At 74.1% G+C, this 13,681-nt stretch carries 7 protein-coding genes; 4 read left to right on the top strand and 3 right to left on the bottom strand.

The window, feature by feature from the left end:
• Window positions 1-24: 24 nt before the first annotated feature.
• Window positions 25-1,005: a DUF2804 domain-containing protein gene (locus GA0070609_RS19655; RefSeq protein WP_088995139.1), complete on the bottom strand. Its 981-nt coding sequence runs from the start codon at window positions 1,003-1,005 to the stop codon at window positions 25-27.
• A gap of 230 nt (window positions 1,006-1,235) precedes the next feature.
• Here GA0070609_RS19655 and GA0070609_RS19650 point away from each other — a divergent pair, with 230 nt between their 5' ends.
• Complete coding sequence (locus GA0070609_RS19650; protein ID WP_088995138.1) at window positions 1,236-2,414, top strand: low temperature requirement protein A; 1,179 nt, start codon at window positions 1,236-1,238, stop codon at window positions 2,412-2,414.
• 66 nt (window positions 2,415-2,480) lie between these two features.
• Here the strand turns inward: GA0070609_RS19650 and GA0070609_RS19645 are convergent, their stop codons facing one another.
• Window positions 2,481-4,730: a hypothetical protein gene (locus GA0070609_RS19645; protein WP_088995137.1), complete on the bottom strand. Its 2,250-nt coding sequence runs from the start codon at window positions 4,728-4,730 to the stop codon at window positions 2,481-2,483.
• Between the two features lie 170 nt (window positions 4,731-4,900).
• On the bottom strand, window positions 4,901-10,366 hold the full coding sequence (locus GA0070609_RS19640) for an ATP-binding protein (RefSeq protein WP_088995136.1): 5,466 nt from the start codon (window positions 10,364-10,366) through the stop codon (window positions 4,901-4,903).
• 409 nt (window positions 10,367-10,775) lie between these two features.
• Between GA0070609_RS19640 and GA0070609_RS19635 the strand changes: the two genes are divergently transcribed.
• From GA0070609_RS19635 to GA0070609_RS19625, 3 genes are read left to right on the top strand one after another with little or no spacing between them, the layout of a single operon-like run.
• On the top strand, window positions 10,776-11,717 hold the full coding sequence (locus GA0070609_RS19635) for an ABC transporter ATP-binding protein (RefSeq protein WP_088995135.1): 942 nt from the start codon (window positions 10,776-10,778) through the stop codon (window positions 11,715-11,717).
• Entirely contained in the window at window positions 11,714-12,523 is an 810-nt protein-coding gene (locus GA0070609_RS19630) for a hypothetical protein (RefSeq protein ID WP_088995134.1), read from the top strand. Before GA0070609_RS19635 ends, GA0070609_RS19630 begins: the two co-directional genes overlap by 4 nt.
• Window positions 12,520-13,629: an FAD-dependent oxidoreductase gene (locus GA0070609_RS19625; protein WP_088995133.1), complete on the top strand. Its 1,110-nt coding sequence runs from the start codon at window positions 12,520-12,522 to the stop codon at window positions 13,627-13,629. Before GA0070609_RS19630 ends, GA0070609_RS19625 begins: the two co-directional genes overlap by 4 nt.
• The last annotated feature ends 52 nt before the right edge of the window (window positions 13,630-13,681 follow it).

Genomic DNA, 13,681 nt, shown 5'->3' with positions numbered 1-13,681 from the left:
TGCGCCGACCGCCGGTGCCGGACGCTACCAGCGGTTGCGCGCCTCCTCGGCCCAGCCGACCAGGCCGGCCAGGTCGATCCGCTCGCCGTCGTCGGTCGCCGCCCAGCCGGTGAAGTGCCCGAAGCACTGGTGCGTCTCGTTGGCGAGCACCCCGAGGTTGGTCCGGGCGACCTTCTCGTGGAACGGGTGGAACTCCACCGCCACCCGCTCACCGCTGATCCGCCACGGCCGCAGCCAGTCGGTGCGGTCGTACACCCAGCGCAGCTCGTCGCCGATCTTGTGCAGCCGGCCGTCGACGAAGAGGCCGTTCTCGGTCGAGCCGGTGCCGTCGGTCCACGTGCCGCCGAGCTGGATCGCCCGCCCCGGAGCGCTGCCGGCGGCCCAGTTCCACCAGATCGCGTACGGCCACCGGCCGCGGCCGTGGTCGAGCACGGCGAAGGAGTCCGCCTCGGCGACCTGGTGCTCCACCCCGTCGACCAGCAGCGTGCCGCGCACCGGGCGGCCGACGTCCTTGACGGTGTACTGGAACCGGCGGGTGCTCCAGGGCACCACCACGCCGAGCGACTCGTGCCCCGCCGGCAGCGGCACCACCAGATCGACCTCCAGACCGGGGGCGCTGGCGCGGATCGTGGTGCCCGACGCCGCCTGCGCGATGTCGATCGAGAGCCCGCCGCCGCGGGCCCGCACCGCACCCGCCCCGCTGGCCGGCGGGAAGAGCGTGCCCCGGGCGAAGGGCACCACCGCGTTCCGGTCGATCTCGACCTTGGTGGCCCGGTCGAGCACGTAGAGGCCGTGCACGCCGGCGTAGTCCAGCGACGAGGCGACCAGGCCGACGATGTGGCTCGGCGTGACGATGCCCCAGTACTCCCAGCGCTTGTTGCGGCCCCAGCCACGCAGGTTCGCCCGGTGCACCGGCCGGCGGCTCCAGCCCACCGCCGAGGGATTGAGCCGCCCGTTCGGCAGGCACAGGTCGACCGGCCCGGTGATCTCCTTCTCGCGCGTCACGACGGCGAGGGTATCCGGCCGGCCCCCGGGTTCTCCGGCGGCGGGACGTCGCGCTGATCTTCATGATCTGCCTCGGTCTCGGCGCGGGTTACGCGCGGATGTCGCTGTCCGGGTAGCGGGAACCCACTACGTCGAGCACGAGCGGATCGGCCGCCGCCGGGGGCGGGGAGGTGAGCTGGCGTGGTATGACTGCTCTAGCCCGGTACAAGTCCGGCAGAACAGGCGAACCTATGACAACCGGCAGGGTGGGCGGGCTGCTGCGCGGACCCGGAGATCCCCGGGCCACGTACCTGGAACTCTTCTTCGATCTGGCGTTCATCTTCGCCCTCGCGCAGCTGTCGTACGCGCTGCTGACCGACCTCTCCCTCAGCGGTGCGGTCGACGCGCTGGTGCTGCTGCTGGCCGTGTGGTGGGTCTGGTTCACCACCGCCTGGATCACCGAGTTGTTCGACCCGCAGCGGCCGGAGATCCAGGCCCTGACCATCGCGATCATGATCGGCGTCCTGGTGATGGCGGTCGCGCTGCCGGACGCGTTCGGCGGGCAGGGGCTGGTCTTCGCGGGCGCGTACGTCGCCATCCACCTCGGCCGCGAACTCTTCCTGGTGGTCCTGCTGCGGGGGCACGAACTGCGGTGCACGGCCCTGCGGGGGCTGTTCTGGTTCGGCGTGTCCGCGCTGCCGTGGCTCGCCGGCGCGCTGGCGCCCGGTACGGCACGGGGCATCCTGTGGGCACTGGCGGTGGGCCTGGACTACGCCGCGTACGTCTTCCGCCACCCCACCCCCGGGATCGGCCGCACGCCCATCGCGCAGCTGCCGAGCGTGGCCGAGCACCTGGCCGAGCGGTACCGGCAGTTCTTCATCATCGCGCTCGGCGAGTTGATCCTGGTGACCGGACTGACGCTGCGCGGCACCGGTTTCACGGCGTACGGCAGCATCGCCTTCCTGGTGTCGATCACCACCACGGTGCTGCTGTGGCGGATCTACATCTACCGCGCGGGGGAACTGCTCTCCGCCGCCATCGACGCAGCCCCGGACCGGGCCCGCCTCGCCCGATCGGTGTCGTACACCCACCTGGCGATGGTGGCCGGCACCGTGTTCACCGCGGTCGGCGCGGAACTCGTCATCGCCCATCCCCTCGGGCACAGCGAACCCGCCTGGGGCGCCGTGCTGCTCGGCGGTCCCGCGCTGTTCCTGGCCGGACGGGCCGCCTTCGAGTACACCGTATTCGCCCGCCTGTCCCGCGGGCGGTTGATCGGGCTGCTCGCGGCGGTCGCCCTGATCCCGGCGATGCGCCACGTGCCGCCGCTGCCGTCCGCCCTGACCGCCACCGCCGTACTCGCCGGCGTGGCCGCCTCCGACGTGGCCCGCGCCCGGGGGCGCCCACCCGAGGTGCCGTCGCCACCGACCTGACCGGCGACCACCGGCCGCCGGGGTGGGCCAGCGGCGCCGGCACCAGGCGACCCGGGCCGCGGATCGCTATTCGGCCCGCGGCGGCCCTGGCTCCGTCGGCGGGCGCAGGCGCTCGACCAGCTCCCGCGCCGCCTCGACGAAGCGCTGGTCGGACTCGCAGGCCCGGTGTCCCTGGATCGGCGGCGGGACGCTGTCGCCCGGTGGCGTCACCACGTCGGCGGGATCCCGGAGCCGGCGGTCCACGGCCGCCGCCGGGCCGACGGGGGCCGGCGCGGTGGGCAGGTGCGCAGACAAGACCCAGCCGCCGATCGGGTCCGTGTCGCGCCACAGGTTCACCCACCGCCAGCCGACCCGGGCGCCGATCTCGTGCAGCACCTCGTCGTCGATGTAGGCGGGGAAGAGCCGGGCGTAGATCCGGCGCAGCGGCGACCCGTGGGTGAGCAGGGCGACCCGGTTGCTGACCGCGGGCGGCAGTTGGAGCACCGTCGCGGCGGCCAGCACCGAACCGTAGCTGTGCCCGGTGAGCAGCACCGCGTTGCCGCGCCCGACCAGGTACGTGATCCGCCGGGTCAGCTCCGGCACGGCGCGCTCGGCGTAGCAGGGCGGCGCGAACGGGTGGGCGGCTCGCGGCCAGAACGTGCCCAGGTCCCACAGGACACCGACGTGGCGCCGGAACTCGACGGTCCGGTAGGCGAAGATCCCACCGAGCACCAGGCCCAGGATGATCGCCGCGATCACCCAGCTGCCGAACGCCACGGCGAAGGTGACCAGGTCGGCCGGCACACCGGCGAATCGCTCCAGAGCGCCGGCCGGATAGAGCCCCAGCAGTCCGATGGTGGTGGTGGCCGTGCCGAGCCCGGCGAGGCCGGCGTAGACCACGGCCAGCGGGATCAGCAGTTCGGTGAACCGGGCCCGGGCCACCGCCCCGCGCACCTGGTGCAGGCGTGGCTCCGCCTCCGCCGGCGGGTCCGGGTAGTCGTGCGCGATGAGCGTCGCCGCGGTGCGGTAGCGGCCGCGCCGCGAGATCAGCGCGACCAGGCCCACGACCACCAGCGTGACCAGCACCGCGCGGAGGAGGCCGTAGATCGCCCAGGTGTACGCCCGCGGCGGCCCGTCGGCCACCCCCGTCGCGGTCGGCGTGTCGCGATCCAGGAAGTCCGCCACCCGGTAGACCAGCTCGGCGGAGTACGCCACCGCCACGCTGATCGCGGCGGCCGCGACCGCCAGCGCGCCCAGCCCGAACAGCGGCGTGTCCTCCGGCCGGCGTTCCCGGCTCCAGAGCAGCACGGCGGCCAGTGCGATCAGCAGGGTCGTCTGGGCGGCGAACAGGCCGGTGAGGATCGAGTCGTAGCCGGGCAGGCCGCCCCCCTCGGGCCAGCGCGCCGGGCTGGAAAGGAGGTGGGCCGCCACCACGACGGTGAGGACGACGGAGATCGTCCGCAGCGTACGGGTGACCCGGTCCAGCCGCCGGTCCGTGGCACCCCGGTCGATCAGCGGGGGTGTGCAGAGCAGCACCGCACACGCGGCCAGGACCGTCCCGGCGGCGACCGCCAGCGCGACGGTGCCGGCCGACGGCCCGGCCGAGACCCGGGCGGCGAGCAGGGTGACGTCCAGTGTCGCGAACGCCGCCGCGACGTGGACGGCGCGCAGCCGGCCCACCAGCGGCTCGGCGTCCCACTGGCCGACCGCGCTGAGCCGGTGCCGGGAGACCTGCGCCTCGGGAGCGCGGAACGCCTCGAACACCCGCCCCGGGCGGGTACTGGCCCGCCAGAGCAGGCCGATGGCGGCGGCCGGCACCAGCGCGAGCACCGCCAGCCGCAGTCCGACCGGTCGCCCGGCCAACCAGGACAACCAACTGCGCCCTTCCAGGCAGGGCGCCGAGGTCAGGCACTTCCACCCGATCAGGTCCAGCGCGACGCCGGCGGCGGCCAGCACGTACAGGGCGGTGAGGGTGAGCGCCAGCAACCGGCACAGGGACCTGGCCACCGCGTCCGAGCCGGGTTGCGCCGGGCGCATCCAGATCGCCACGTTGACCAGCATGAACGGCAGCAGGAACACCAGCGACAGGGTGCGGGCCACGGTCCCCGAGGGAAGATCACCCCAGCGGTACGCCTCCAGCGTCACCTGCCCGGCGTCGTCGGTGTCCGAGCACCGGCGGGTCCGGTAGAAGCCCCCGCTGCGGTCGCCCGCGACCTGCTCGATCCGCGGCAGGTCCAGCACCTCGCCGGCGCTCGCGCTGGCGGCCCCGTGCACCCGCAACTCCACCACGTCGTCGGGCGTCCCCGGCCCGCCCCACCGCGCTGACCCATCCGACATCGGCCCCCCGCGCCGTCCCGCCGGTCCCCGCCGGGCGAAACCCGGCCGGGGACCGCCCCGCCAGTCGCGGCGGTGTACCCCACCCGGCCGGGCCCAACCGTCGGACACCAGGACGGCTGCCGCCCGGCCGGTGGTACCCGGGGGGAGGGGCATGATCGCAGCCCCGGGGGCTACCGCAGGTGTGCCTCGATGGCCTCGATGACCCGCGGACGGAGTTCGGCCGCCCGGATGACCGCGTCGACGGAGCCGACCTCGACCGCACGCTGGATGCTGTGCACCCGGTCGAACTCCGTGGCCACCTCGCCGAGCTTCTCCGCCCGTACCGACGCGCGGAGCTCGTCGAGTTCGGCGGTGAGCGCGGCCCGGTCCGCGCCGGCGGCGGCCGCGGCACGGGCCTCCAGGTCCCGTACCCGCGGGTCGGCCGCGGTGCGGGCGTCGACGTCGGCGGAGAAGACCACCGCGGCGGCGGGCGCGCCGCCGAGCACCGACGCGAACGAACCCTCCAGCGCCAGCACTGTCATGTTCGGGTTCAGCGCCTTCGAGAAGACCACGAACGCCCCGCCGTGGTACCGCGAGATCACGCAGAACACGATGGGCCCGCGGAAGTTCACGATCGCGCGGCCGATCTCGGCGCCGTACTCCAGTTGCAGCTTGCGCATCGACTCCGGCGAGCCGTCGAAGCCCGACAGGTTCGCCAGCACCACCAGCGGCCGGTTGCCGCTGGCCGCGTTGATCGCCCGCGCGGCCTTCTTCGACGAGCGCGGGAACAGGGTGCCGGCGGTGTAGGTGTCCGGGCCGTCGGTGGGCGGGAAGCCCCACCGGGGCACCGCCCGTGACTCGATGCCGAGCAGGCACACCGGGATGCCACCGAGGTGCACGTCCTGCACCACCGCGGTCTCCGCGTCGGCCATGCCGGCCCAGCGTTCCAGCACCGGGTGGTCCTGGTCGGCGAGCGCCCGCATGACGGTGCGGATGTCGAACGGCTTCTTGCGGTCCGGGTTGGCGGTGGCGGAGAAGATCTCGCCGACGGTGGTGAAGTCGCTGCCGGCCACGGCGTGCGGGAAGTCGGAGATGTCCCGGTCGGTGGGGTCGCTGGTGGTCGCCCGCCGCGGTGCGTCCTCGCCGGGTGCGACGTACGTGTGGTCGTAGTGCGCCATCAGCACGTCCCGCGCGGCGGGCAGGCTCGGCGCCCAGTACTGCGCCTGCCCGTTGGGGCCCATCACCCGGTCGTAGCCGCCGATGCCGAAGTTGTCCTCGGCCGACACGCCACCGGAGAAGTCCAACGACTGCTTGCCGGTGAGCACCATCGCCGAGTCCGGCGTCATCACCAGCACGCCCTTGGTGTGCATGAGCATCGTCGCCTCGGCGTTCCAGTACGGCTGGGCGCCGACGTTGATCCCCGCGACCACGATGTTGATCTCGCCGCCGGCCTGGGTGAACTCGACGATCCGCTTGAGCGCCGCGGCCACCCAGTCCATGTTCTCCGTGCCCGAGGTCATCGAGATCCGGGCGCCGGCGGAGAGCGCGTACCACTCCAGCGGCACGCTCATCCGCTCGGCCAGGTCCAGCGCGGCGATCACCCGGCGGCACTCCGGCTCGGAGAGCGCGCCCAGCGACTTGGTCGGGTCGCCGAGCAGCACGACCCGGGTGACGCCCTGCGGGTGCCGCGGGGTCGGTGTGGTGACCACACCGGCGACGATCGCCGCCGTGTTGCGCCCCCGGGGCCGGTCGACGGGCACCAGCGCGTGGTCGTCGTCGAGGTCGTGCTCGACGAAGTCGCCGAGCAGCCCGGTCAGCTCGTACGGGTACACCGTGTTGCGGCTGGCCGCCCGCAGCACCTTCAGCCGGTAGTCGTCGAGCGGCTCGACCGGGTCGACCGGCGGTTCGCCGATGGTCAGCTTGGCGGCGCCGGTGGCGTCGAAGGAGATCCGGACCGCCATCTTGGTCAGCTCGCCGGTCGTCCGGTCGCGTTGGCGCGCGATGAACAGGATCTCCTCCAGGCGGGCGCCCCCGGTCGTCGGGCGCACCCGCCCGGCGATCATCTCCATCTCCTCGCGGGTGAGCTCGCTCGGCGGCCAGACGTAGATCACGATCCGGTTGGTGTTGAACCGCGACTTCGACGGGCGCCGCGACTGGGCGCGGCGGATCGAGTCGAGGCAGGCGGCCACGGTGTCCTCGGTCGTCGGCAGCGCGACCAGCCGGCCGTCGTGATCGCGCAGCTCGGTCAGGTCACGCACCTGCGCGAACGCGATCAGCCGCTCGTCCGACGGGTTCTCCCGGGCCACGCACCGGAAGAGGTAGACCTCCTCGTCCGCCGACGGCAGCCGGGTCAGGTCGAACCGGTGCAGCCGCTCCAACTGCATCCGCTGCGCGATGTAGGGGTGCAGGCCGCGGATCAGCCGCTCCTCGGCCATCCCGGCGTCCGACGGGCGGAAGGTGAAGTGATGGTGCATCACCGCTCCGCCTCGACCGGCGACGGTGGTGGTGACCCGACGGACCTGCGGCGGCAGCGGGTGCGCGTTGATGACCTGGAGCAACTCGGCCACCGTCGCGTCGAAGTCCTCCGGCTGGCTCTCCCAGGCGAGGTAGATGTCGGCGTCGACGGCCTCCTCACCGCTGGCCAGTTCGGCGAGCCCGCGCAGCGCGCCGCCCAGCGCGTCGAAGCGCACCGCGGCGGAGACCACGCACGAGTCGGCGCGCTCGGCGACCACGAACGTGCAGCCGGCGACCCGATGGGTGCCGACCCGGGTCAGCCCCTTGTTGCCGTAGTAACGCCGGGTCAGCACCTCGAGCATCACCGCGTTGTCGAGGTGGTCGCGCACCAGCCGCTGGCCGAGCAGCCGAACCAGCGGCTCGGTGCTGCGGACCATCTCGGCGACGCGCTCGGCGCGGTCCGGCGCGTCCGGGTACGCGTCCAGGTGGCGCAGGTTCCGGCGGACCTCCGCGTAGACGCGGGCGCGGTTGCGGCGCAGCAGCGGCTGGGCGAACCAGGCGAACACCACGCCGCGGGCGAGGTCGGCGACCACGGGGAAACGGACCTGCGTGGCGGCCACCAGCCGCTCCAGCGCGAGGCCCGCCGGCTCGCGCAGCGTCTCGTCCGGCGGGGACTCGCGCAGCCACGCGCGCAGCAGCGTCGCGACGACCGTGGCGTCGGCGGACGCGCGCTGCTGGGCGAGGAAGATCCGGAACACGGCGGCTTCCAGCTCGGGGGAGCGCTCCAGGTCCGTGACACCGTAGTGCCCGAGCGCCTTGGCGAGCTTGGCCTGGAACGAACTCGGCAGTCCGGCCCGCTCGACGTCGAGGCTCTGCAGGTAGGTGTGGAAGTACTCGCGGGCGCTGTGCACGTGGGCTTCCCCGCCGCCGTCCTCGCCCGTGGGCCGGTTGCGGCTGAGCTCGGCGAGGTCGACGAAGGCGGTGACGAGGTCGAGTTCCTCGGCCAGCGGCCGGTGGCCGTCCGCCGTCTCCACCTGTCGCGCGGCGAGGTAGTCGTCGAGCACCCGACGGTCGTCGTGCGGGTCGACGTCGAAGCCGAGCAGCAGCCCGCGCAGGTCCTCCCGGCCCCGCGCGGCACGCTGGCGCACCGGCACCGCACCGTTGGCGGCCGGCAGGTCCAGCTCGACGGACGCGGCGGCCGGGGCGTCCGCGGCCTCGTCGGCCGCCTCGGCCAGCGGCTCCAACCGCAGCAACGGCGCGCCGGCCTCCACCTGGCTGCCCACGGAGACGGCGCACTCCTTCAGCCGCGCCTTGAACGGCGCCCGCAGCACCGTCTCCATCTTCATGGCCTCCAGCACCAGCACCGGTGCGCCCGCCTCCACCTCGGCGCCGACCTCAAGCGGGGTGGCGACGACCAGCGCCGGCATGGGCGAGCGGACCACCCCGCCCTCGTCGCGGCTGATCCGGTGCGTCACGCCGTCCACCTCGACCAGGTGGATCGGCCCGTGCGTCCCGGTGAGCAGGCGGTACCGGGCGCCGTTGACGGCGATCTGGCCGGTGTGCCGGTCGAAGCGGTCCAGCTCGACGTCGGCGGTGCGGACGGTCGCGCCCACCTCGATGCCGACCCGGAACCGGTGCGCCCCGACCCGCGCCACCCGCATGCGGTAGCCGACGCCGCGCAGCTTGAGGTCGAGCGGTCGGCCACTGGCGTGCCGTACCTGGGGGCGTCCACCGGACGCCGTCGACAGCAGCCGCTGCCGCTCGACGCGTTCCTCCTCCTCGTACGCCTCGATGGCGGCGGCCGCCAGCGCGACGGCGGAGTGCCGGTGCGCGACGAGCCGGCCGGCGCCGCGGACCCGGTCGATCCAGCCGGTGTCCGCGCTCGCGTCGATGACCTCGGGCTGGTCGAGCAGGTCGAGCACGAAGCTCTTGTTCGTGGCGCCACCCTCGATGATCACCGTGGTGTTCGCCATCGCCCGGCGCAGCCGGCCGAGCGCCTCGTCGCGGTCGCGGCCGTAGGCGATGATCTTCGCGATCATCGAGTCGAAGTCGGCCGGGATGGTGTCGCCCTCGCTGACGCCGGTGTCCACCCGGATGCCCGGCCCGGCGGGCAGGTCCAGCCGGGCGATCCGGCCCGGGGACGGCGCGAAGTCACGGTCCGGGTCCTCGGCGTTCAGCCGGGCCTCGATGGCGTGCCCGCGCTCCGCCGGCGGCTCGCCCTCGAGCCGCCCGCCCGCGGCGACGTGCAGCTGCGCCTTGACCAGGTCGAACCCGGTGGTCGCCTCGGTGATCGGGTGCTCGACCTGCAGCCGGGTGTTGACCTCGAGGAACGCGAACAGCCGGTCGCCCGGGTGGTAGAGGAACTCGACGGTCGCCGCGCCCCGGTAACCGACCGCGACGGCCAGCCGCTCGGCCGACGCCTTGAGCTCGGCGGCCTGCGCCGGGCTGAGCACCGGCGACGCCGACTCCTCGATGACCTTCTGGTTGCGCCGCTGCACCGAGCAGTCGCGGACCCCGAGCGCCCACGCCGTGCCCTGGCCGTCCGCGATGACCTGCACCTCGACGTGCCGGGCGCCGGTGACCAGGCGCTCCAGGAACACCACGCCGCTGCCGAACGCCCGCGCCGCCTCCTGGCTGGTGCGCTCGTACGCGTCGGCCAGCTCGGCGGAGTTGCTGACCACGCGGATGCCGCGCCCGCCGCCGCCAGCGGTCGCCTTCAGCATCAGCGGGTAGCCGATCTCGTCGGCCGACGCCAGGGCGGCGTCCAGGGTCTCGACCGCGCCCCGGCTCCACGGCGCGACCGGCACGCCGACCTCTTCGGCGATCAGCTTCGCGCCGATCTTGTCACCGAGCTTGCGCATCGCCTCGGGGCTCGGCCCGACGAAGGTGACCCCGACCTTCTCGCACAGCTCCGCGAACGCCGGGTCCTCCGCGACGAAGCCCCAGCCGACCCACGCGGCGTCGGCCCCGGTCTCCACCAGTGCGCGCTCCAGCGCCTTCAGGTCCAGGTACGGGCGGGCGGACGCGGGACCGAGGTCGTAGGCGATGTCGGCCTCCCGCACGAACGTGGCGGTGCGGTCGACGTCGGTGTACAGGGCGACGGTCTCGATCCGGACCCCGGTCTCCGCGGCCAGCTCCCGGACGGCGTGGATGAGCCGCATCGCGGCCTCACCACGGTTGACGATGGCGACACGGCTGAACACCCGACCGACCCCTCCGGTAGACCCACGATGTACGCGCCGCGAGATCCCGCCCCCCGGCATTGGTCACCTTTCCGCCTGCCGGCGGGCCGCGCCATGTCGTAACCACCGAACCCTGTGCGGCGCCGTTTGTAGGAACTGAACAAAACTTTTTGGCGCCCACACTTCGGGCTCGTACTGGTGCTAATGGCGCCGGCGAGCGCGGCCCACCGGCCGGGTGGCGTCGGGCCGGCGGGACCGGCCGCGCGAACGGCCGTCCGCCCGGCCGAGCCGGGGCGTCCTGCCTCCCATCAGATGACTCGCGGTCGATATCTATTGACTTTCGATAGGTAGCGCGTGATAGTCGATGTATGATCGCAGGGCAGAGTGGCGTCACGGCGGCGGTTCCGCAAGCCCCGTGGGGAGGACGCCGATGATCGAGGTTCGTGGGCTCACCAAGCGCTACGGCGACGTCCTGGCCGTCGACGACCTGAGCTTCGTCGTTGAGCCGGGGAAGGTCACCGGGTTCCTCGGCCCGAACGGGGCGGGGAAGTCCACGACGATGCGGATGGTGCTCGGCCTCGACCGACCCACCGCCGGCCGGGCCCTGGTGAACGGCCGGGCGTTCGCGACCCTCGGCGAACCGCTCCGCGAGGTCGGTGCGCTGCTGGATCCCGGCGCCGTGCACCCCGGTCGTACCGGACGCAGCCACCTCCGGGTGGCCGCGCGGGCGAACGGCATCCCGGAACGCCGGGTGGCGGAGGTGATCGAGCAGGTCGGCCTCGGCGGCGCGGCCCGGCGCCGGATCAAGGGCTACTCGCTGGGCATGCGCCAGCGGCTCGGGATCGCCGCGGCGCTCCTCGCCGACCCCCGCGTGCTGCTGTTCGACGAGCCGATGAACGGGCTGGACCTGGACGGCATCCGCTGGATCCGCGGGCTGCTCCGCGAACTCGCCGATCAGCAGCGCACCGTGCTGGTCTCCAGCCATCTGTTGAGCGAGATGCAGCAGACCGCCGACCGCCTGATCGTCATCGGTCGGGGCCGCCTGATCGCCGACACGACGACCGAGGACATCCTGCGGGGACTGGGACACGTCGAGGTACGCGTGCGCAGCACGCAGGCGGACGCGCTGCTCGCCCGGCTCCGGGAACGCGGCCTCACCGTCCGGCGGGTCGAGGCGGACGAGTTGCTGGTGGAGGGCGGCACCGCGGTGCAGGTCGGCGAGGTGGCCAACTCCGGCCACATCCCGCTGCACCACCTCTCCGAGGTCCAGCAGTCCCTGGAGCAGGCGTACCTCGAACTGACCGGCAACCACGTCGAGTACCACGGCCGCCAGCGGACGGCGGCCCGGGTGAGCACGGAGGGGGAGCGGTGACCGCTTCGTCGACCATTCCCGTCCAGCGCGGTGCGGCCGCCGAACCCGCCACCGGGCGCCTGTTCGCGCGTACCTGCGCCGCCGAGTGGACCCGGCTGTGGACGGTCAAGGCCACCTGGTGGTTCCTGGCCGCGGCCGCCGCCGCGACGGTGGGGATCGGCGCGATCGCCGGCTTCGAGGCCGCCGCGAGCCCCGATCCGCCGCAGGGGGAACCGGCCTGGGCCATCTCGGGGATCAGCGCCATGCCGGCGCAGTTCGCCCTGCTCGCGCTCACCCTGACCGCCGTCACCGCCGAGTACGCCACCGGCGGGATCGTGCCGACCCTGCAGTGGACGCCACGCCGCGGTGTCCTCTTCCTCGCCCGCACCGTCGTCACGGCCGGCGCCGCCACGGTCGCCGGGGTGCTGTTGGGGCTCGCCTCCGCCCTGACCGCCTTCGCCGCCGCCCGGCCGGGCCTCCGCCTGCCGGTGGGCGACGGCGCCGAGGTGCTGGCCACCGTCGCCTTCGTCCTCGCGGCCGGCACCGTTCTCGCCGTCGGGCTCGGCTTCCTGCTGCGCAACACGGCCGGCGCCCTGGTCGCGGTGTTCCTGCTGATGCTGGTGCTGCCGCTGCTGCTACCGCAGTTCGGTTACGAGTGGATGTCCGCGCTGGCCGACGTCCTGCCCGGGACGGGCGCGGCGTTCCTCCTGCTCGGCGAGGTGCCGGGGATGACGACGTCGTCGTCGGTGCTCGTCCTGCTGGCCTGGGCCGCCGGCGCGCTCCTGCTCGGCGGGCTGCGGCTGATCCGCGACGACGCGAACCGATGACCGTGGACGTGCTGGTGGTCGGGGCCGGGCTGGCCGGGCTGCACACGGCCACGCGACTCGCGCGGGCCGGCCACGAGGTGCTGCTGGTCGAACGGCGATCCACGCTCACCGGCGCGATCCGCACCACGGGGATCTTCGTCCGGCGTACGCTCGACGACTTCGCGTTGCCGCCCGGGTGCCTCGGGCCACCCATCCGACGCGTGGTGCTCTATCCGCCGGGGCTGCGCCGGCCGGTGACCCTGGTCAGTGCCCGCGACGAGTACCGGGTGGCCGACATGGCCGCGCTGTACGTGACGGCGGCCCGCGCCGCCGCCGACGCCGGCGTGCGGATCCTGCTCGGCACCCGCTACGCCGGACGGCGAGGCGACTGCGTCCTGCTGGTCGGTCCGGACGGCCCGACCCGGGTCCGGGCGCGGTTCGTCGTCGGCGCCGACGGCGCCCGCTCGCGGGTGGCCCGGGACCTCGGCCTGGACCGCAACCAGCACCTGCTGGTCGGTGCCGAGGAGGTGTTCGCGATCCCGGCCGGCGGCGAGGCGCCGGCGTTCCACTGCGTGCTCGACCCGTCGCTCGCGCCCGGGTACCTGGCGTGGGTCGTCAACGACGGCCGGCACGCCCACGTCGGCGTGGCCGGCTACGCCGACCGCTTCCCGGACGGTCTCCGGCGGGCCCTGCAGCGGTTCCGTGCGGCGGCGCCCGGACTGCCCGGCGTCGACCACCCCGAGCAGGTCGAGCGGCGCGGCGGCCCGATCCCGGTCGGCGGGGTGCTGCGCCGGATCAGCTGCGCGGACGGGCTGCTGGTGGGGGACGCCGCCGGGGCCGTCTCGCCGCTCACCGCCGGCGGCCTCGACCCGTGCCTGCGGCTGTCCGAGCTCGCCGCCACCGTCCTCGACGAGGCCCTGCGAATTGGGCGGCCGGAGGCGTTGACCCGGTACGACGGGGCCGCCCTGCGGGCCCGCTTCCGTGGCCGGCTGACCCTGCGCCGGGGGCTGGCCCAGGTGCGTACGCCCGCCCTCGCGGCGGCGGCGTTCACGCTGCTCCGGACGCCCCTCGGCCGGGCCGCGGCCAGCCGCATCCTCTTCGGCGACGGATCATTCCCCGACCCCTGACTCCTCGGCGACGCCGACGGCCCGGCGGTCGACCAGGCGACCGCCGGGCGGG

It is taken from the genome of Micromonospora echinaurantiaca, from assembly GCF_900090235.1.
Classification (GTDB): domain Bacteria; phylum Actinomycetota; class Actinomycetes; order Mycobacteriales; family Micromonosporaceae; genus Micromonospora; species Micromonospora echinaurantiaca.
The sequence above is the reverse complement of the archived record's forward strand: the minus strand, read 5'-3'. Positions and strand labels throughout refer to the sequence as shown.